18 protein-coding genes and 1 pseudogene (1 of these 19 only partly in view) are annotated in these 20,243 nt (G+C 64.6%); 15 read left to right on the top strand and 4 right to left on the bottom strand.

Going from position 1 to position 20,243, the window contains the following annotated elements; translation table 11 throughout:
• Positions 1-275 precede the first annotated feature (275 nt).
• Positions 276-1,397 (bottom strand): Fic family protein, encoded by a 1,122-nt coding sequence (locus K9D25_RS06360; protein WP_244450026.1) that lies wholly within the window; start codon positions 1,395-1,397, stop codon positions 276-278.
• 82 nt (positions 1,398-1,479) lie between these two features.
• Between K9D25_RS06360 and K9D25_RS06365 the strand changes: the two are divergent.
• The 12 genes and pseudogenes from K9D25_RS06365 to K9D25_RS06420 form a co-directional block, all read left to right on the top strand.
• Positions 1,480-1,563, top strand: a pseudogene (locus K9D25_RS06365) (HNH endonuclease); the annotation flags it as partial.
• 176 nt (positions 1,564-1,739) lie between these two features.
• The gene (trbB, locus tag K9D25_RS06370; RefSeq protein WP_244450027.1) at positions 1,740-2,711 is read left to right on the top strand and encodes a P-type conjugative transfer ATPase TrbB; all 972 of its coding nucleotides are present in this window, start codon (positions 1,740-1,742) and stop codon (positions 2,709-2,711) included.
• Positions 2,708-3,040 (top strand): TrbC/VirB2 family protein, encoded by a 333-nt coding sequence (locus K9D25_RS06375; RefSeq protein WP_244450028.1) that lies wholly within the window; start codon positions 2,708-2,710, stop codon positions 3,038-3,040. Before trbB ends, K9D25_RS06375 begins: the two co-directional genes overlap by 4 nt.
• Positions 3,040-3,309: a VirB3 family type IV secretion system protein gene (locus K9D25_RS06380; RefSeq protein ID WP_244450029.1), complete on the top strand. Its 270-nt coding sequence runs from the start codon at positions 3,040-3,042 to the stop codon at positions 3,307-3,309. Before K9D25_RS06375 ends, K9D25_RS06380 begins: the two co-directional genes overlap by 1 nt.
• Before the next feature lie 13 nt (positions 3,310-3,322).
• Entirely contained in the window at positions 3,323-5,761 is a 2,439-nt protein-coding gene (gene trbE / locus K9D25_RS06385) for a conjugal transfer protein TrbE (protein WP_244450030.1), read from the top strand.
• Positions 5,758-6,510, top strand: coding sequence for a P-type conjugative transfer protein TrbJ (gene trbJ, locus K9D25_RS06390; protein ID WP_244450031.1), 753 nt, complete (start codon positions 5,758-5,760; stop codon positions 6,508-6,510). Before trbE ends, trbJ begins: the two co-directional genes overlap by 4 nt.
• 11 nt (positions 6,511-6,521) lie before the next feature.
• Complete coding sequence (gene trbK-alt / locus K9D25_RS06395) at positions 6,522-6,791, top strand: putative entry exclusion protein TrbK-alt (protein WP_244450032.1); 270 nt, start codon at positions 6,522-6,524, stop codon at positions 6,789-6,791.
• A gap of 1 nt (position 6,792) precedes the next feature.
• Entirely contained in the window at positions 6,793-8,022 is a 1,230-nt protein-coding gene (gene trbL, locus K9D25_RS06400) for a P-type conjugative transfer protein TrbL (protein ID WP_244450033.1), read from the top strand.
• Positions 8,019-8,708 (top strand): conjugal transfer protein TrbF, encoded by a 690-nt coding sequence (trbF, locus tag K9D25_RS06405; protein WP_244450034.1) that lies wholly within the window; start codon positions 8,019-8,021, stop codon positions 8,706-8,708. Before trbL ends, trbF begins: the two co-directional genes overlap by 4 nt.
• On the top strand, positions 8,705-9,688 hold the full coding sequence (gene trbG / locus K9D25_RS06410; RefSeq protein ID WP_244450035.1) for a P-type conjugative transfer protein TrbG: 984 nt from the start codon (positions 8,705-8,707) through the stop codon (positions 9,686-9,688). The genes trbF and trbG overlap by 4 nt, the downstream gene beginning before the upstream one ends.
• Complete coding sequence (locus K9D25_RS06415; protein WP_244450036.1) at positions 9,685-10,866, top strand: TrbI/VirB10 family protein; 1,182 nt, start codon at positions 9,685-9,687, stop codon at positions 10,864-10,866. Before trbG ends, K9D25_RS06415 begins: the two co-directional genes overlap by 4 nt.
• Positions 10,867-10,868: 2 nt before the next feature.
• Positions 10,869-11,141 carry a DUF2274 domain-containing protein gene (locus K9D25_RS06420; protein WP_244450037.1) on the top strand — a complete coding sequence of 91 codons (273 nt, stop codon included), beginning with the start codon at positions 10,869-10,871 and terminating at the stop codon, positions 11,139-11,141.
• Here the strand turns inward: K9D25_RS06420 and K9D25_RS06425 are convergent.
• Positions 11,101-12,018 carry a LysR family transcriptional regulator gene (locus tag K9D25_RS06425; protein WP_244450038.1) on the bottom strand — a complete coding sequence of 306 codons (918 nt, stop codon included), beginning with the start codon at positions 12,016-12,018 and terminating at the stop codon, positions 11,101-11,103. The genes K9D25_RS06420 and K9D25_RS06425 overlap by 41 nt on opposite strands.
• A gap of 418 nt (positions 12,019-12,436) precedes the next feature.
• Between K9D25_RS06425 and K9D25_RS06430 the strand changes: the two genes are divergently transcribed.
• The 3 genes from K9D25_RS06430 to K9D25_RS06440 are packed head-to-tail and all read left to right on the top strand — an operon-like array spanning position 12,437 to position 18,235.
• On the top strand, positions 12,437-15,085 hold the full coding sequence (locus K9D25_RS06430; RefSeq protein ID WP_244450039.1) for a DNA methyltransferase: 2,649 nt from the start codon (positions 12,437-12,439) through the stop codon (positions 15,083-15,085).
• On the top strand, positions 15,082-17,190 hold the full coding sequence (locus tag K9D25_RS06435) for a DEAD/DEAH box helicase (RefSeq protein WP_244450040.1): 2,109 nt from the start codon (positions 15,082-15,084) through the stop codon (positions 17,188-17,190). The genes K9D25_RS06430 and K9D25_RS06435 overlap by 4 nt, the downstream gene beginning before the upstream one ends.
• Entirely contained in the window at positions 17,183-18,235 is a 1,053-nt protein-coding gene (locus K9D25_RS06440) for a GIY-YIG nuclease family protein (protein ID WP_244450041.1), read from the top strand. The genes K9D25_RS06435 and K9D25_RS06440 overlap by 8 nt, the downstream gene beginning before the upstream one ends.
• Positions 18,236-18,312: 77 nt before the next feature.
• Here the strand turns inward: K9D25_RS06440 and K9D25_RS06445 are convergent, their stop codons facing one another.
• Positions 18,313-19,695, bottom strand: coding sequence for a Fic family protein (locus tag K9D25_RS06445; RefSeq protein ID WP_347881468.1), 1,383 nt, complete (start codon positions 19,693-19,695; stop codon positions 18,313-18,315).
• A 240-nt stretch (positions 19,696-19,935) separates the two neighbouring features.
• Positions 19,936-20,243, bottom strand: the end of a protein-coding gene (locus tag K9D25_RS06450) for a tyrosine-type recombinase/integrase (protein WP_244450042.1). 970 nt of this gene lie beyond the right edge of the window; only the last 308 of its 1,278 coding nucleotides appear in the window; its start codon lies off the right edge, out of view — the gene reads right to left on this strand; the stop codon is at positions 19,936-19,938.

Here is a 20,243-nt window from a genome sequence, read left to right on the forward strand (position 1 = left end):
GGCTCAGCCTGTGTGAACGGAAACGCTGGCGACTGCCAGAAAGCGGACGCTACCGGCGTCAGCTATGGGCCAATTCCGGCCTCGGACATTCATCGGCTATATGTCCGCTTCTCGTTTGAAGTCCCCAAAAGCTGCCAGTGCGCTCCCGGCCCCAAACCGGCTGTTCGTCGCAGCCGCAGCGAACTTCGGCTTCTGGCGCGTCCTGCAGGTTCAAGGGGGATGCCTCGCCGAGGGCGCCCCAAAGACCCCAAACAGTTGCGGCACGTGCCGCCAGCTCACGACCTTTCAGCCTTTCCCGGCAGATTCAGGTGGTAGCGGGTGTATCGGCGTTCCCCGGTTCGCGTCAGAGCTCCTTGTTCCACCATATCGTGCAGATCGCGCGTGGCGGTGGGGCGTGAGGTGCCGGTGATCGCGAGGTAGTTCTCCGCGCTCAGGCCGCCCGTGAAGCCGCCGGGGCCCTCGCGGAACAGGCGGGCGATCACCTTCTCCTGCCGTTCGTTCATCTTGTCGCGGAAGCGATCGTAAAAATGTGCCTTGGCGATGTAGAAGGCGACGCGATCGAGCGTTGTCTGCTGGGCCGCGATGATTGTTTCGGCGAAATAGACCAGCCAGCCCGTGACATCGAGCGTCCGCTGATGGTTCTCGAGCTGGTCGTAATAGGCCTTGCGATGCTGCTCGATGGTATGGGCGAGCGCGATCAGGGTCGGCTGCCCGATGTTCTGGGCGAGGGATTTTTCCGCCAATGTCCGGCCGATGCGACCGTTGCCGTCCTCGAAGGGGTGGATGCTCTCGAAATAGAGATGTCCGATCCCGGCCCGGGTGAGTGCTGGCAAGGGCGTTCCACCGTCCGGGGCCGAGCCTTTGAACCAGGCGAGATAGGCGGCCATCTCGTCCGGAACCCGAGAGGATGGCGGCGCCTCGAAATGCACGGTCGGCCGATCCTGGCGGCCATACACGATCTGCATCGCGTCTTCATGGCGACGGTAGCCGCCGATGGCCTCCAGATGCCGGCTATCCGCCATCAGCATGCGGTGCCAGCGGAATAGCGTGTCGGCGTCGAGGGGATCGGCCCAGCTCCGATAGAGATCGACCATCATCTCCGCGATGCCCCGTTCCTTCGGCCTCACGTTGCGATTGTCGGTGTCGAGGCCGAGCTGACGGCGCAGGGAGGATTGCACGCTGAGGCGATCCAGCGCCTCCCCTTCGATCGCGCTGGTCTTGACCGCCTCGTCGCTGAGGAGTTCGATCCGCAGCAGGTCCCGCTCGTCATCGCTCACATGCCGGACCGCACCGATCACCTCGCCGGTGAGCAGCAGGAACCGCCGCTCCAGCGGTTCGAGGGCAACCGGATCATAGGCAAAATGCGGCCAGCCGTGCTGCGTCCAGTTCCACACCATGAGCGGCAGAGTCTCCCGCTATAGCTCACATAATAGCGGATACGTGATCGATAGATAGCCATCCTATCGCTCATGGCGGAGCCGCGCCATCGCGCCACGCAGGTTGATCGAGCGACCCCATCCCCATTTCCTGCGCTGGCACAGGGAGCATTGTTTCAAGCCGTGAAGCGGAGGCTTCCTATGAAGCTTCCGATAACCGGACAGCCGTTCCCGCCGTTCACCTGTCGTTGCACGCCACGCTGCGACGCGGATCGAATCCTGTTGAACCGGCCTAATATCGGGCTCTTTTAATCATCCCCACCCGGGATGAGATCGTCAGGACCCCGGCACGTCGGGGTTGGCATGGCGGCAGCACATCATCATCAGGGTTTCGCCCGCGGCGCGCGGATGCTGCGCACGGCGCTGGGTCCGGCCATCGCCCGGCATCTGGAAGACTCGGCTGTCGTCGAGGTGATGTTGAACCCAGACGGGCGATTGTGGATCGACCGTCTCTCGGAGGGACTGTCCGACACCGGTGAGCGGCTTTTGCCTGCAGACGGCGAGCGCATCGTGCGGCTCGTCGCGCATCATGTCGGCGCCGAGGTTCATGCGGGAGCCCCGCGCGTTTCAGCTGAGCTGCCCGAGACGGGAGAACGTTTCGAGGGATTGTTGCCGCCGGTCGTGGCGGCGCCGACTTTCGCCATCCGCAAGCCCGCCGTCGCGGTGTTCACGCTCGAGGATTATGTCCGCGCCCGGATCATGTCCGCCGGACAGGCCGACGCGCTGCGCCATGGTGTTGTCTCTCGCGCCAACATTCTCGTCGCGGGCGGCACCTCGACGGGCAAGACCACTTTGACCAATGCGCTCCTCGCCGAGGTCGCGAAAACCTCCGATCGCGTTGTTCTCATCGAGGATACGCGCGAGTTGCAATGCGCTGCGCCGAACCTCGTTGCCCTGCGCACCAAGGATGGAGCCGCTTCGCTCTCCGACCTTGTTCGCTCCGCGCTGCGGCTGCGTCCCGACCGCATCCCCATCGGCGAGGTGCGCGGCGCAGAGGCGCTCGACCTGCTCAAGGCGTGGGGCACTGGCCATCCCGGCGGCATCGGCACCATCCATGCCGGCAGTGCACTCGGCGCGCTGCGCCGGATGGAGCAACTCATCCAGGAAGCCGTCGTCACCGTCCCGCGCGCGCTGATCGCCGAGACCATCAATCTCGTGGCCGTGCTCGCGGGCCGCGGTGCGGCGCGCCGGCTCACCGAACTCGCCCATGTCGAGGGCCTCGGCCCCGATGGCGACTACCGCGTCACCCCTGCTTTCACCGGAGATCCCTCATGATCCGATCGCTCCATCGCGCCCGTAGCGCCGCCCGCTTGGCCGTGTCTGCCACCTGCATCAGCCTGATGGCCATGGCCAGCGCTCATGCCTCCGGCTCCTCCATGCCGTGGGAGGCGCCGCTGCAATCCATCCTTCAATCGATCGAAGGGCCGGTCGCCAAGATCATCGCCGTCATTGTCATCATCTCGACCGGGCTGGCGCTGGCCTTCGGCGACACGTCGGGCGGCTTCCGCCGGCTGATCCAGATCGTGTTCGGCCTGTCGATCGCCTTCGCCGCCTCGAGCTTCTTCCTGTCCTTCTTCTCCTTCGGCGGCGGAGCGCTCGTCTGATGGCGGAGCCGATCGACGTCCCCGGCTTCAGCGTTCAGGTCCACCGGGCGCTGACCGAGCCGATCCTGCTCGGCGGGGCGCCGCGTGCCATCGCCATCGTCAATGGCACGCTCGCCGGGGCCGTGGGTCTCGGCCTGCGCCTGTGGCTGGTCGGCCTCGCCATCGGAATGATCGGCCATGTCGCGGCGATGTGGGCGGCGAAGCGTGATCCGCTTTTCGTCGAGGTGGTGCGTCGGCATCTGCGCATCCCCGCGCATCTCTCGGTCTGAGCGGGGTGCCATTATGATGAACCTCGCCGAGTATCGCAGCCGCAACCGCCGCCTTGCCGATTTCCTGCCCTGGGCGGCACTGGTCGCGCCCGGCATCGTGCTGAACAAGGACGGCTCGTTCCAGCGCACGGCGCGTTTTCGCGGGCCGGACCTCGACAGCGCCGTGCCAGCCGAGCTCGTCGCGGTCGCCGGGCGGCTAAATAACGCCTTTCGTCGCCTCGGCTCGGGTTGGGCGATATTCGTGGAGGCGCAGCGCCATGCCGCCGCGACCTATCCGGCGAGCACCTTCCCCGATGCCGCCTCCGCTTTGGTCGATGCCGAGCGGCGGGCCGACTTTGAAGAAGCCGGAAGCCATTTCGAGTCGAGCTACTTCCTGACCTTCACCTTCCTCCCGCCGGCCGAGGATGCCGCGCGCACCGAAGGCTGGCTTTATGAAGGGCGGGACAAGGCGGGTCTCGATCCCCATGAGACGTTGCGCGGCTTTGCCGACCGGACCGATCGGCTCCTCAACCTCATCGATGCCTTCATGCCGGAATGCCGCTGGCTCGATGACGGCGAGACGCTGACCTACCTGCATGGCTGCGTCTCGACGCAGCGGCACCGTGTCCGCGTGCCAGAGACGCCGATCTATCTCGACGCGCTGCTTCCCGATCAGCCGCTCACCGGCGGGCTGGACCCGCGCCTTGGCGACCAGCATCTGCGGGTGCTGACCATTACCGGCTTTCCCACGGTGACGACGCCCGGCCTGCTCGATGAGCTGAACCGGCTGGCCTTTCCGTATCGCTGGTCCACCCGCGCTATCCTGCTCGACAAGGCGGACGCCGTTCGGCTGCTGACCAGGATCCGCCGCCAGTGGTTCGCCAAGCGCAAATCCATCGCCGCCATCCTGAAGGAGGTGATGACCAACGAGGCATCCGTCCTCGTGGACTCGGATGCCGCGAACAAGGCTGAAGATGCCGACCTCGCCCTGCAGGAGCTCGGGGCGGATCACGCCGGCATCGCCTATGTCACCGCGACAGTGACCGTGTGGGATGCCGATCCGCGCATCGCCGACGAGAAGCTGCGACGGGTCGAGAAGGCCATCCAGGGCCGCGACTTCACGGTGATGACCGAGACCATCAATGCCGTCGACGCCTGGCTCGGGTCTTTGCCCGGCCACGTCTATGCCAATGTCCGCCAGCCGCCGATCTCGACGCTCAATCTCGCCCACATGATCCCGCTGTCAGCAGTGTGGGCCGGCGAGAGCCGCGACGCGCATTTCGATGCACCGCCGCTGCTTTTCGGCAAGACCGAGGGCTCGACTCCGTTCCGGTTCTGCCTCCATGTGGGCGATGTCGGCCATACCCTCGTCGTGGGCCCCACCGGCGCGGGCAAGTCCGTGCTGCTGGCGCTGATGGCGTTGCAGTTCCGGCGCTACGCCGGTGCGCAGGTGTTTGCCTTCGACTTCGGGGGCTCGATCCGTGCCGCGGCGCTCGCCATGGGCGGGGACTGGCACGATCTCGGTGGCGGGCTCAGCGAGGGCAGCGCGGAGAGCGTTTCGCTCCAGCCGCTTGCGCGCATCGATGAAGCTGCCGAGCGCGCTTGGGCCGCAGACTGGCTTACTGCCATCCTCACCCGCGAAGGTATTCCCATCACGCCGCAGGTGAAGGAGCACATCTGGACGGCGTTGACCTCGCTCGCCTCGGCGCCGGTCGAGGAGCGCACCCTCACAGGCCTCTGCGTCCTCCTGCAGTCCAACGACCTGAAGCAGGCACTGCGTCCCTATTGCCTCGGCGCGGCATGGGGCCGGCTGCTTGACGCCGAGAGCGAGCATCTGGGCTCAGCCACCGTCCAGGCCTTCGAGACGGAAGGTCTGATCGGCATGGAGGCCGCGCCGGCGGTGCTGGCTTATCTGTTCCACCGGATCGAGGACCGGCTCGACGGATCTCCGACCCTCATCATCATCGATGAGGGCTGGCTGGCGCTGGACGATGAGGGCTTCGCCGGCCAGTTGCGGGAGTGGCTGAAGACGCTGCGCAAGAAGAACGCCTCCGTCATTTTCGCTACGCAATCGCTCTCAGATATCGACGGCTCGGCGATCGCGCCCGCGATCATTGAAAGCTGCCCCACGAGGCTCTTGCTCCCCAATGAGCGGGCCATCGAGCCGCAGATCACCGCCATCTATCGCCGCTTCGGCCTGAACGACCGCCAGATCGAGATCCTCGCGCGGGCGACCCCGAAGCGCGACTACTATTGCCAGTCGCGGCGCGGCAACCGGCTGTTTGAGCTCGGCCTCAGCGAGGTCGCGCTGGCGCTGTGCGCTGCATCCTCCAAGACCGACCAGCAGGCCGTCGACAAGGTCTTCGCCGCGCACGGTCGCGACGGCTTCCTGGACGCTTGGCTGCGTCATCGCGGCCTCGGCTGGGCCGCCGACCTCATTCCCAACCTCACCAATCTGGAGACGCAGCCATGACGCTGTCCCGTCCGCGCGCGCTCACCGTCGCCGTCGCGCTTCTGTCCGCGTCGCTCGCCCTCGCACCCGTGCTGTCCCCGCCCGCGCAGGCCCTCACGGTCTATGATCCCTGGAACTACGCGGAGAACATGATATCGGCGGCGCGGGCGCTGGAGCAGATCAACAACCAGATCACCTCGCTGCAGAACGAAGCGCAAATGCTGATCAACCAGGCGCGCAATCTCGCCAGCCTGCCGCATTCCTCGTTGCTGCAGATCCAGCAATCGGTCCAGCGCACCCAGCAGTTGCTCGGGCAGGCGCAGAGCATCGCTTTCGATGTCGGCCAGATCGACCAGGCCTTCCAGCAGCGCTATGGCAATATCCCGCTCTCGGCCTCCGATGCCGATCTCGTCGCCGGTGCGCGCTCGCGCTGGCAGACCACGGTAGGGGGCTTGCAGGATGCGCTGCGGGTGCAGGCCGGCGTCGTCGGCAATGTCGACGCCAACAAGGCCGAGATGGCGACCCTCGTCGGCCAGAGCCAGGGTGCCACGGGCGCGCTTCAGGCCACGCAGGCCGGCAACCAGTTACTCGCCCTGCAGTCGCAGCAGCTTTCCGACCTGATCGCGGTGATGTCCGCCAATGGGCGCGCCGCGGCGCTCTCCGAGGCGGAACGCGCGACCGCCGCCGAGCAGGGACGCGAGCAGCGCCGGCGCTTCCTCACCCCGGGCGCCGGCTACCAGGCCGGCACTGCCCGCATGTTCAGCAACTGACGGAGGCGAACATGGACGCAGCCATGCTGGCCCGGCTCGGCGCGGTGATCTTCGTAGCCATCGCCGGCATGGCGGCGGTTCTTGAGATGAGCCGGGAGGAGAAGGCGCCGGAGCCTTCACCCATTCGGACGGTCGAGGCCGAGCGCGATCCTTTGCGCGATGAGCAGCAGCGGTGTCAGCAGCTTGGAGAAGCCGCCGCGCAGGACGCCGCATGCCTGAAGGTCTGGGCGCAGACGCGCGACCGCTTTCTCGGCCGTCCCGCGACGACTGAAGGCCACTGAGATGGGCGGCACCGGCGTCATCGACACTTTCCTGGGTGTCTTCACCTCCTATATCGACAGCGGCTTCGGCCTGCTGGGCGGCGAGGTCGCCTTCATCGCCACCACGCTCATCGTCATCGACGTGACGCTGGCGGCGCTGTTCTGGTCGTGGGGCGCTGATGACGACATCATCGCCCGGCTCATCAAGAAGACGCTGTTCGTCGGCGTCTTCGCCTACATCATCGGCAACTGGAACACCCTCGCCCGCATCGTCTTCGAGAGCTTCGCCGGGCTTGGGCTGAAGGGATCGGGCACGGCATTTTCCGTCAGCGACCTCATGCGTCCGGGCAAGGTGGCCCAGACCGGGCTCGATGCTGGTCGGCCGCTGCTCGAGTCCATCTCCGATTTGATGGGCTGGGTCGCCTTCTTCGAGAACTTCATCCAGATCGCCTGCCTGCTGTTTGCCTGGGCGCTGGTGCTGCTCTCCTTCTTCATCCTCGCGGTGCAGCTCTTCGTCACCCTGATCGAGTTCAAGCTGACCACGCTCGCCGGCTTCGTGCTGATCCCCTTCGGCCTGTTCGGCAAGACCGCCTTCATGGCCGAACGGGTGCTCGGCAATGTCGTGTCCTCCGGCATCAAGGTCATGGTGCTCGCCGTCATCATCGGCATCGGCTCCACCCTGTTTGGCCAGTTCACCGCCGGCTTCGGTGGTCAGACGCCAACCATCGATGACGCCATGGCCATCGTGCTGGCTGCTCTGTCCCTGCTCGGTCTCGGCATCTTCGGTCCCGGCATTGCCGCCGGCCTTGTCTCCGGTGGTCCGCAGCTGAGCGCGGGGGCCGCGGTCGGCACCGGCCTCGCTGCCGGTGGCGCCATGCTGGCCGCCGGCGGTGCTGCCAGCCTCGCCGTCCGAGGCGGCGGAGCGGCGCTCTCCGCGACGGCGGCCGCGGCGCGGGGTGGCGCAACGGCCTATAGCCTCGGTTCCGCCGGCCAGTCCGGCATGGCGGGTGTCGCCTCAGGTCTCGGTGGCGTCGCGCGAGCCGCGGGCTCTGCCGCCGTGTCACCGCTCGCGAACGCCGTCAGCGGTACGGCCTCAGCCTCCTCCGCCGGTGACGTGCCCGACTGGGCCAAGCGCATGAAGCGCGGCCAGTCGCTTCGCCACGGCGTCTCCGCCGCCGCCCATGCTGTGCGCTCCGGTGACAGCCATGCCGGCGGCTCTTCCGTCTCCCTCAGCGAGAGCGACCGCTCATGAGCCTCTTCAAGCGACCCGCGACACATTACGGCACCTCGCCCGAGCCCGTCACGCCCTATCAGAAGGCGGCCCAGGTCTGGGACGAGCGTATCGGCTCGGCCCGTGTGCAGGCGAAGAACTGGCGACTGATGGCCTTTGGCAGTCTGTTGCTCTCGGCCGGCTTTGCCTCGGCGCTGATCTGGCAGTCGACGCGGGGCACCGTCGTGCCCTGGGTGGTCGAGGTCGATCGTCTCGGCCAGACGCAGGCCGTTGGACCCGCCACCGGCGATTATCGCCCCACCGATCCGCAGATTGCCTGGCATCTCGCCCGCTTCATCGAGCAGGTGCGCAGCCTGCCGGCCGATCCCGTTATCGTGCGGCAGAACTGGCTCAGGGCCTATGAATTCACCACAGATCGGGGCGCCGCCGCGCTCAACGATTATGCCCGCGCCAACGATCCTTTTACCCGGGTCGGCAAGCAGCAGATCGCCGTCGAGGTCTCCAGCGTGATCCGGGCCTCGCCCGATTCCTTCCGTCTCGCCTGGGTTGAGCGGCGCTACGAGAACGGCCAGCTCGCCGCCACCGAGCGCTGGAGCGCGATCTTGACCCTCGTGATCCAGCCGCCGCACGATGCCGAGCGCCTGCGTACCAATCCCCTTGGCATCTATGTCAACGCCATCAGCTGGTCGCGGGAGATGAGCCAGTGAAAACGTCGATCCGTAAATCCGCATCTCCGGCTCTGTGCCGATCCGCCTTTGCGGTTCTCCTGCTCTCGGCAACCGCGCTTGGCGGCTGCGCATCGGCACCGAAGCCGCCACAGATCAGCTATGACAGTGAGGTGCCGGCGCTGCCGACGGCGCCGACAGTGGTTGCGGATGACCGGCCGCGGCCGCTCCACACGCCGCCCGCCTGGACGCCGGCCAAGGGCGGCACGGATGCGAAAACACCGGTTGCCCGCGTCGAGAACGCCAACGCGGCTGCGCGGGTCGAGCCGCGCCGCGAGGGCTATTACAACGCCATCCAGATCTACCCCTGGAGCGAGGGCGCGCTCTATCAGGTCTATGCCGCGCCCGGCCAGATCACCAACATCGCGCTGGAGCCGGGCGAGAGCCTGACCGGCAGCGGGCCGATCGCGGCAGGCGATACCGCGCGCTGGATCATCGGCGACACCGAGAGCGGCGAAGGGGCGAACCGGCGCGTGCATGTGCTGGTGAAGCCGACGCGGGCGGACATCTCCACGAATCTTGTCATCACCACCGACCGGCGCAGCTACATGATCGAACTGCGCGCCGGCGAGAAACCCTATATGCCGGCCGTCGCCTGGGCCTATCCGCAGGTTCCGGGAGCGCAGCGCCCCATTGTTCCGCCGACGCCGGTCATCCCGAATTTCGCGGCCCGCAACTATCGCTATGCGCTTACCGGCGACACGCCGCCCTGGCGGCCAATCGCTGTCTATGACGACGGACGCAAGGTCTATGTCGAGTTCCCGCGCGGCATCGTTCAGGGCGAGATGCCGCCTCTCTTCGTAATCGGCGCGGATGGCGAAGCCCAGATCGTCAATAGCCGCATCCACCAGAACATCCTGATCGTCGACCGGCTGTTCGGCGCGGCCGAGCTGCGCCTCGGTGGCGGCGAGCGTCCGCAGAAGGTGCGGATCGAGCGTACGGACGGGAGGCCGGCATCATGAGCAGCCCCGACAATCATGACCTAGAGGCGGATCTCGGCGCTCCGACCACCGATCACGCCGCCGCCATGCGGCTGCGTCCCGAGCCGCCGCGCGTCACGCGTCTCTCACGCAAGGTACTGGCCGGTGCCGGGTTGGTCGTCGGCCTCGGCATTGGTGGCGCGCTGATCTATGCGCTGCAGGGGCGAGACAAAGGAACCGGCGGCGAGGAACTTTATTCCACCCAGAACCGCTCCACCGCCGATGGCCTTGCCGGCCTGCCGAGGGATTACACTGGCCCCATCCTGGGTCCGCCTCTTCCCGGCGATCTCGGCCGGCCGATCCTTGATGCACAGAACCGCGGCCAGCCCGTCGTGCCGCCAACAATGACGGCGCCACAGGTCGATCCCGAGCAGCAGCGCCGTCTCGCCGAGCAGGAAGCAGCGCGGACCAGCCGCGTATTCTTCCAGGCGGCACAGGCTCGCGCGCCGGTGTCGTCAGTAACGGGTGCTTCAAGCTTCAGCGGCCTTGGCGCCGTCGGGCCGGGCGGTACGCCTTCAGCCCAGGACCGCCAGCTCGCCTTCCTCAATGCCGCGGTCGATCGGCGCGTGGTCGCATCCGATCGCGTCATGGCGCCAGCATCGCCTTATGTGCTGCAAGCCGGCGCTGTCATCCCCGCCGCGCTCATCACCGGCATTCGCTCCGACTTGCCGGGCCAGATTACCGCCCAGGTCACCGAGAACGTCTATGACAGCCCGACCGGCCGCATCCTGATCATCCCGCAGGGCACACGGCTGCTCGGCCAATACGACAATGGTGTCGGCTTCGGTCAGCGCCGGATCCTGCTGGTCTGGAACCGGCTGATCTTCCCCAATGGCCGCTCCATCGTGCTGGAGCGTCAGCCAGGCACCGATGCGCAGGGCTATGCCGGCCTCGAGGACGGCGTCGACATGCACTGGTGGGACCTCGCCAAGGCGGTCGGTCTCTCGACGCTGCTCTCCGTCAGCGCCGAGCTCGCCATGGATGATGAGGACGAACTGATCCAGGCGCTGCAGAGCGGCGCGCAGGACACCATCAACGATGCCGGCCAGGAGATCATCCGCCGGCAGTTGAACGTCGCGCCGACCCTGACCATCCGCCCGGGATTCCCGGTGCGGGTCATGGTCACGCGCGACCTCGTGCTCGAACCCTACAGGTACTGACCATGGCGAAGCTGAAACTTGGACCTATCGCGAACGACAAGCCGGTAAAGGTGGCGCTGTCGCTGCCCGGCGCGTTGCACCGCGATCTTGTCGCCTATGCCGAGGTGCTCGCGCGGGAAACCGGTCAGCCTGTCCCGTATCCAGCAAAGCTCATCGTGCCCATGCTGGAGCGCTTCATCGCCACGGATCGCGAATTCGCCAAGGCGCGCCGCGCGGCTGGCGGCGCTGCGAGCATCAGCGGGTCGCAGCCCGCTCCTGGGCCATCTTCCGTGTGAGGCTGAGCAAGGTGCGCACCGCAGGGTTGTCATTCCTGGGGGAATAGATCACCGAAAACGGGATCACCTCGCCGGCGAGCGGCCGGTACACCACTTCCGGTAGGCTGATCGTCGTCTCCGATTCCAGCACCGGCACAATCCCGCGCCCGGTGGCGACGAGGCCAAGAAGGCTGTAGCGCGCAAGCTGCTGCGTGCTGATGCGCGGCGAGATGTCGAGCTCCCGGAATTTGCGTTCAAGGAAGCCGCGCACCTCATTGCCGGAGCCTTCGGTGCGGACGAGAAAGGTCTCATCGACGAGATCGCGCCAAGACAGCACGTCCCTCTGAACCAGAGGATGAAGACGCGGCAGCGCGAACAGAAGAGGTTCGCTCCACGAGGACATCGCATCACAGTCCGGCCAGCTTTGCCGGCCCAGCACGAATGCGGCGTCGAGATCGAACCGCCGTATCGCGGCCGCGTGACTTTCGGCAGGCGCTTCGACAAAGTCGATGTCAACACCCGCATAGCGGCTGTCATAGGTCTGGAACAGGTCGCGCAGAAAGCCGGAGGACAGGTTCGAGAACAGCCCAACCCTCAGGTGCCCTTCTTCCGCCCGGCCGAACGCCGCGGCCTCCTCGCCGGCTTCGCGAATCTGATCCAGCGCCTGCCGTGTCCGGCTGAGATACCTTTGCCCCGCCAGAGTGAGGTTCACCCCGCTTGAATGCCGGATGAACAGTGAGACGCCGATCTCATCCTCCAGATCCCGGACGCTCCGGCTGATGGACGATTCCTTGACCTCAAGTGCCACCCCGGCCTTGCGGAAGCTTCCGTGCTCGGCGGCCGCCACGAAATAGCGCAGATGGCGCAACTCGATCGAGGTGGAAAACGGCGCAGCCATTCGGGCTCCGGCGTGTTGAAGAACTTCTGGATATTGATACCCAAAGTTGCGGCCACGTCGAGGGTTGCAGATGAGTATCGTCACTGCGCAGCTATCCGCACACACGATCATGGCTCAAATTCCCATTCCCGAAAGGGATGCGAGCTAGCCTCGCTATAATTCGGAGTGATTTGATCGCGTCGGTGTCGGGCGGGGCGGTCCTGCCGATGAAGATGAGGATCACTGGCCGGTCGACTGACCGCTCGGACGCAGCCCTTTCGGTGCAGGCGCCCTTAGCGCTCGCGCTATGCTCGTGGTATGCCCTCTCGACGTTTGGAGGATAGGCACCTCTATGCCGCATGGCAGCCGCAGGCTGTGCGATTTTGATCCGATAGGATGATGTATACGGGGTGAAATTTATGTGGCTGGCAACGCTCTCATGCTGACCCCGACTGAGATTTACGACAACGTCGAAGCCTTGGCCGCCCGTCGGCCTGAGGGTGGAGCGTTCGGCCTGGAGCTGATGGAGGCCGTGGGCGCCCCGCGCGCAACGATCACTCGCCTTCGCGAGGAGGCGGCTACCGGCGCGTTTACGTGGACACGTATGTTGCGCTTCGAGGTCGTGCCGAAAGGCGAGACCGGCGTCGCCCTGGATCGGATGCGGGCTGAGACGGAGGGTCGCCCGAAAGCCAAGCGCTCGCGCATCCTCGTGGCGTATGATGGCGAGGCCATAGCCGCGCGGGATACCAAAATCGGCGATGAGCAGCGGATCGGGATCGACGCGCTTGCCTATGAGGCGGACATCTTCTTTCCGCTCGGCGGGCATGAGCGCCACGTCCCCGATCCCGAGCGCCTCGCGGATGTTCGCGCCACCAAGCATCTGTCGCGCCTATTCGACGCCGTTCGCGACGCGAATCCCGGCTGGAACACCCTGGCCGATCGTCACGCCCTCAACGTGTTCATGGCGCGGCTTCTCTTCTGCCTGTTCTCGGACGATGTCGGCATCTTCGAGAAGGATGCCTTCGAGACCGCGCTTCAGCAGTCGACCCGGACGGACGGCGCCGACCTCAAGGCCTTCCTCGAAGGCGCCTTCGCGCATATGGACCATGACCCGCGTCAGGGCGCGGGGCCGGCAAGGGGCTGGTCGAAACTCCCCTATGTGAACGGTAGCCTGTTCTCGGAGAGGAGCCCCGTCCCCGAATTGGACGGTCGCTGCCGCCGCCACCTGCTCGACTGCGCTCGCCTGGACTGGCGCGACATCAACCCTGATATCTTTGGCTCTATGCTCCAGGGCGTGGTCGACACGACGCTGCGTGGCGAATTGGGGATGCACTACACATCCCCCACCAACATCATGAAGGTGCTGCGCCCCATTCTGCTCGATGATCTCAGGTCCGAGTTGGATCGCGCGGGCACAAGCAAGGACAAGCTGCGTGCATTCCTGAAGAGGCTGCGCAACATACGGATGTTCGATCCAGCCTGCGGGTCGGGCAACTTCCTGATCATCGCCTATAAGGCGCTGCGCGAAATGGAGATTGAGACCTTCAAGCGGCTGGGAGAAATGCCTCTCGATGTGGTCTCGCTTAACAATTTCTACGGTCTGGAGATCGATGACTTCGCGTGCCAGACAGCCAGGCTGGGTCTGTGGATCGCCCAGCACCAGATGGATGAGCTGTTCTGGAAGGAACTCGGCATCCGGCGGCCGTTCCTGCCCCTGAGCGAGGCCGGATGCATCACCCGCGCCAACGCTGCAACGGCGAACTGGCTGGAGGCCTGCCCGTCGAAAGCGGGAAGCGAGACCGTTGTCGTGGGCAACCCCCCGTTCAAGGGCTCCAAGCATCAATCGAAGGCGCAGCGCGAGGACATGAAGGCGGTCTTTTCGCGTCGCGTCCCGAATTCTGGGGAACTCGATTACGTCGCGATCTGGTTTCTCAAAGGCGCCGACTACGCCAAGGCCGCGAACGCGCCCTTCGCTTTCGTCTCCACCAACTCGATCGTGCAGGGAGCCTCTGTCTCCACTCTCTGGCCGCATCTTCTCGATGGCCTCGAAATCCGCTTCGCTCATCGCTCGTTCAAATGGTCGAATCTTGCCACAAAGAATGCGGGCGTCATCTGCGTCATCGTCGGTCTCGGCGCTCCCACGCAGGCCAGCAAAAGCCTCTATGACGGCGAGACGGTTCGTCAGGTCCCCCTGATTGGTCCCTATCTTGCGCCGAACGTGGCGACCATCGTTTCCAAGAGGTCCAAGCCCATCGCGACGGACTTTGCTCCGATGATATTCGGGAACATGCCCAACAATGGCGAGGCGCTTCTTCTCGACCGCAATGAGCGGGATCATCTTATAGGCAACTACCCGGAGGCCTCCCGTTTCATCCGACGGCTTTATGGCAGTCAGGAATTGATGAAGGGCATCGAACGTTGGTGCCTCTGGGTAAAACCCAGCGATATTGCAACGGCACGTGCAATAGCTCCGTTGGAAGAGCGTTTCAAAAAAGTGCGTGACAAGCGGCTTGAGAGCTCAGATGCAGCAGCGCAAAAAATGGCTGAGACACCTTGGTCGTTCCGCGAACAAAATGAAGCAGAATCGCATACCATAATGATTCCGGGCGCCGCCAGTGAAGATCGCATCTGGCTTCCCGTTGATTTGAAACTAGCGCCTGACATTACTTCAAATCTTGCGTTTGCGATAATTGACGGAAAAATTTGGCACGCTTCTATTATTTCCAGTCGAATGCATCGACTCTGGCTAGAAACAGTTGGCGGTCGATTGAAGGAAGATCCTCGTTATTCTAACACTCTGGTCTGGAATACATTTCCACTTCCGCCACTGACAGACCATCGCAAGGCCGAGCTCGAAGAACACTGGTGGGAGATCGACCGGGCGCGTAAAGAGGCCGGTTTTGGTCGGACGCTCGGCGACCTCTACGCCCCGAAGACCATGCCGCCTGATTTGCGTCGGGCGCATGAGGAGCTCGACGAGACGGTGGAGAAGATATTCGGTGCCCGCCGCTATCGCTCCGATGCCGACCGGATCGAGCATATGCTCCAGCTCTATGAAGCGGCGATCCAGGAAAGAGGCGGGCGATGACCGGTATCGCTGACACGACACTCCATTATGCCGCGAACGGCTCGTCCAAGCAGACCGACAGCCTCGGCATGCGGGCCATGCAGCGGCGCGTCTGGGACGTGCGCGACGCGCATTACATCCTCGTCAAATCGCCGCCCGCCTCCGGCAAGTCCCGTGCCGCCATGTTCGTCGGTCTCGACAAGCTGAAGAATCAGGGCCTGCGCAAGGTGATCGTCGCTGTGCCCGAGCGCTCCATCGGCGCCTCGTTCCGGGACACGAAGCTGACCGAGGGAGGCTTTTTTGCCGACTGGAAGCTCGATCGGGACTTTTGCGGCGTCGGCTCCGAAACCGGCTCAAAGGTCCGAGAGCTGGTGACCTTCCTCGGCTCCGAGACGGAGACGACGGCGCTCTGCACCCACGCCACTCTGCGCTTCGCCTTCGCATCCGCCGGACTGGAGGCGTTCGACAACTGCCTGGTCTGCGTCGACGAGTTGCACCACGCCTCCAATGATGAGAACAACCGGCTGGGCAATTTCCTGCGCGGCCTCATGGATCGTGGCAGCGCGCATATCCTCGCCATGACGGGTTCCTATTTCCGCGGCGACGGTGCAGCGATCCTGCACCCCGAGGACGAAGCCCGCTTTGAGCGGGTGATCTACACCTACTATGAGCAGCTCAACGGCTACGAGCACCTCAAGGAGCTGCATATCGGCTTCCGCTTCTATCGGGGCCGATATCTCGACGCGATGGGCGAGGCACTCGACCCGCAGCTCAAGACGATCGTTCACATTCCGCATGTCGGCTCATCGGAGGCTGCCGTCGACAAGATGTTCGCTGTGGACGCGATCATCTCCGCCCTCGGGGAGCCGCTAGGCCAGGATTCGACCACTGGCTTCGAGCGCGTGCGGGCCGGCCGCCGTATCCTGAAGGTGGCCAATCTCGTCGATGACGGCCCCGGCCGCGACAAGGTCATGTCCTCGCTGCGCAATGTGCGAAAGCGGGAGGACGTCGACGTCATCATTGCGCTCGGCATGGCGAAGGAGGGGTTCGACTGGATCTGGTGCGAGCACGTCCTAACGGTCGGCTACAGGGGCTCGCTCACCGAAATCGTGCAGATCATCGGACGCGCGACGCGCGACGCGCCCGGCAAGACCTCCGCCCGCTTCACCAACCTTGTGTCGGCGCCCTTTGCCAATGATGAAACGGTTGCTCGCGCAGTCAACGACATGCTGAAGGCCATCTCAGTGTCGCTCCTGATGGAGCAGGTGATGGCGCCGGTGTTCCGCTTCCGTACCTTCAAGGGCGCAGACGAATTCGACGGCACCCCTGGCAGAACGGGGCGGCCAGAGCCCGTCACCAACATGGGTGAGATCGAGGTCATTGGCACGCCGCCCGTGGACCGTGATGCGGCCCGGGTCATCGAAACCGATTTCCCCGATCTTTTCGCGGATGTGCAGGCCGATCCCCGCACCCTGACCGTGATGATCAATCCGGACGATCACCATGCCGATGTGATCTACGACATGGTCGTCACCGATGTAATCCGAACCCGTTACCCGGGCTTTTCCGAGGAACAAGTCGGCGATGCGGCGACCCTCTTCGGCATCCGCTCAGGTCTTGCCCGCGCTGTAAACGACGAACCGGAGGCGATCCAGACCGTGCCGGCTGGCGCGGCCTATACGCCCGATGTCGCCCAGGATCAGGCGGCCGCAACAGACGCCATGGCGATTGCGACTTCTGCGGGCGACCGTTTCGTTCGCGACACACGTCGCTTCATCGATGTGCGCGAACTGCAGGTGGACCTGCTCGGCAGCCGCCGCGAGTTCGACGACGCCTACGAGCTCTTGTCCAAGGAGCTCAATGAAGAGGTGCTGGCGCGCCTTCATGGCGAAGTCCGTGCGCTGAAGGTCTCAATGACGCAGGAGGAGGCCGAAAAACTGCTCCCGCGCATCCGCGAGTTCATCGGCCGCGAGAACCGAGAGCCCAACCTCAACTCTCCCAATGGACGCGAAGTGCGCCTGGCCGACGCCCTCGCCTTTCTGCGGCGCTTGGCACGCCGGCGTCGGGAAGACATGGGAGGAGCGGACGGCACCGCAGGACCGGCTGGAGCCGACGCAAATGTCTGACGAAGAGATTGATTATCTCAAGGATCCGCTTCTTCAGTCGCCAGAAGATAAGCCCAAAGCCGCAAGGACGCCGTTGCTCGAAAGGGCGGCGGAAGTCTTCAGTAAAATCAACGTCTTCGTAGCAGAGACCGGCACCGAGCCGGTTTCGGCGAAAGGAAAAGACGTGCGTGAACGCCTGCTGGCCAACGAGCTTGCCGGCCTCCGGGCGTCTCGCGCCAGCCTGACAGGACTGGAGCATGCGGACATTCATGGCCTTGTCTTCGGCCGCTCTGAGCGAAGCGACCCTTTGGACGATCCCCTGCTTAACGATGTAGGCGATATTTTCCAGGTTCGCGATGCGTTGAAGTCCAAGGCTCAGCCGGACTATGTCGCCGATCGGCGGCCATGCCTGGATTTCGACCGGTTTCGCGTCGCTTTTGAGTCGGTGCGCCTTGCTGTCGAGGAGGGAAGCCGGAAGCCGCAACCTTTCCATCAGGAGCGCGTCGAGCTCGGGGAGTTCTTTGTTCTCAAAGGGCAACTCGTCCATGTCGCCGATGTGCGCGACGAACATCGGCGCAACGGCAAACCGGACGCACGCCTTCGCGTGATTTTCGATAACGAGACCGAATCCAACCTGTTGATGTCCTCGCTGGTGCGGCGTCTCTATGAGGATAAGGACGCCCGCCGGATCGGATTTTCAGGGGCAGGACCGCTGTTCGAAGGAGCCCATACCGGCTTCGTTTATGTACTTCGCTCTCGCTCAAACCGTCCGGAGGTCCGGGGCCTCCTGAAGGTAGGAACGACGGCCGGAACCGTCGAGGACCGGGTGGCCCGGGCAGAGACGCAGGCGGCATTTCTGTTCGCGCCGGTTGAAATCATTGAGACCTACGAGCTCGTTGGATACTCGGCCAAGGAGGCTGAGCGCATGATCCATGCGGCGCTTAGGCCGTTCCACGTCGCGCTAAAGGTCACAGGGCCAGATGGCCGCTCGTTCAACGCCACCGAGTGGTTTCGAACCGACATCGAGACCGTGTTTCAGATGTTTTCACTCATGTTCGTGAGATGAAAATATTTAGCGCGGGATTAAAATATGATTATTATGCAAGATAATGAAAAGCTGTAAGGCACCATGGAGTGCCGTGACTAAAGACCTTGGTGGATGGCCCGCGCGACTGCGCCAACCAACCGATCGTCCAGGAAAAGCCCCAGATCGTGCAGCGTACGTAGCCTTTGTTCAAATTCGGCATGGATCGGAATCGCGTCGGGCTCGCGAGCAAGCATTTGAAGCTCAAGGCCGATGGATTGAATGCGCTCCATCCGAGCCCGCTCCTCCTCCGGACTGGGCCAGCCCGGTCCGTCCCGAGCCGCCTTGTCGGCATGTGCTAGGACCCAGCGCGCCACCGCCTCCACGGCGTCGGCGGCGCTAGCGATGAGGCTGTAGCTAGTGCTCCGCCCGCCGGCCGGATCCCGTACCAGAATGCCTTTGCCGCATAGGTCTTCGATGTCGCGCGCGGCAGTGTCCTGCGAGCACTTGGCGAGCGTGGCATATTTGGACGAGGTCAGCTTGCCTTCGAAGCCGTCAAGCAGGCGGTTCACCACGAGGTGCTGCCTCGGATTAAGGGCGCTCCTGGCATGAGCCTCCCAGAACCTCGCCTTGCGCAGAACCGTTGCCAAGGCCGCCTCTGCCCCTTGAAAGGCGCGGTCCAGGCATTCTAGGAACCAGGACAGCCACGCAGTGATGTCAAGGTCGCCCTTCTGCGTCCGCTCCAGGGTGTCGTAATAGGTCTTCCGTTCGATACGGATCTGCGCGGACATGCTGTAGAACCGCTGCGGCGAGCCCTCCGAGCGCGCCAGCGCCATGTCGGCGATGGCGCGGGCGATGCGTCCGTTCCCGTCCTCGAAGGGGTGGATGGTGACGAACCATAGATGGGCTATGGCCGCGACGAGGACAGGGTCGATGCTGCAGGGTGCGTTGAACCACGCGAGGAAGGCCTGCATCTCGGCCGTAAGGCGTTCCGCCCTCGGCGCTTCGAAATGGACATGCTCGCGCCCGATCGGTCCGGAAACCACCTGCATGGGACCAGCCTCCCCGGGGCGCCACGCGCCGACGGTGATCTTCGCCAAGCCGCTGCGCCCGGTGGGAAACAGCGCGGCATGCCAGCCAAACAGCCGCTCCTCGTTAAGTGGGAGGCGGTAGTTCTGGGTCGCGTCCAGCATCATCTCCACGACCCCTTCGACATGGCGATCCACCGGGGCAAGCGCCCCGATATCCATGCCGAGGCGCCGCGCGATCGAGGAGCGCACTTGCGCGCGGTCGAGCCGCTCGCCCTCGATGTCGCTGGATTTGAGGACCTCTTCGGTCAGGGATCGCAGGACGGCTTCGCCACGGAGCTCGAAGCCGAGTCCTTCCATGCGGCCGACTAACCGTCCCTGGTGATGACGCACCGCGGCCAGCGGCGCGGTCAGCACCGCGTGATCCCAGCGAAACCGGTGCCAGTCTGGCAGCTCATGAATGTAATTCATCATTTTCCGCGCTCCATGCGGAGAATGTGAGGGGCAATCTCCGCAAGCGCAAGAGGCAATATCCGCAATTTATGCGGAGAATGAATTCAGCAATCTCCGCGTCAGGCATGCAAACCCGGCGGGTTGGCGCCAACCGCCCTCCGCAAACCCCTGAAACTCGCTGGCCGACAGGACCTGTTTAATCGCACCGCTTCACCATTCCGCCTGCGGCGCTCCCCGGTCTGCTCACCGGACGTCCTGCAACTATCGCGCCCCACGCCTGGGAGGACGCGCAGCCGCCGCCTTGCCGTCGAGAATGTCGGCCATCTCGTCCGCGACGCGGTCGGCCGCGAGCCGCAACGCCTCGTCGATATGGATATAACGTTGCGTCACGCCGCGCGCCGCGTGACCGAGCAGCGCCGCGATCGTCAGTTCGGAAAAGCCGAGGTCGCCGGCGACGCTCGCGAAGGTGTGGCGCAGGGTATGTGGGGTGACGTCCTCCAGGCGCGCCATTGCGCAGAGGCGATCGAGCACGCGCACGATCCCGACGAAATGCCCTTCACCCCAGTCGG

The organism is Ancylobacter polymorphus (assembly GCF_022836935.1).
Lineage (GTDB): Bacteria > Pseudomonadota > Alphaproteobacteria > Rhizobiales > Xanthobacteraceae > Ancylobacter > Ancylobacter polymorphus_A.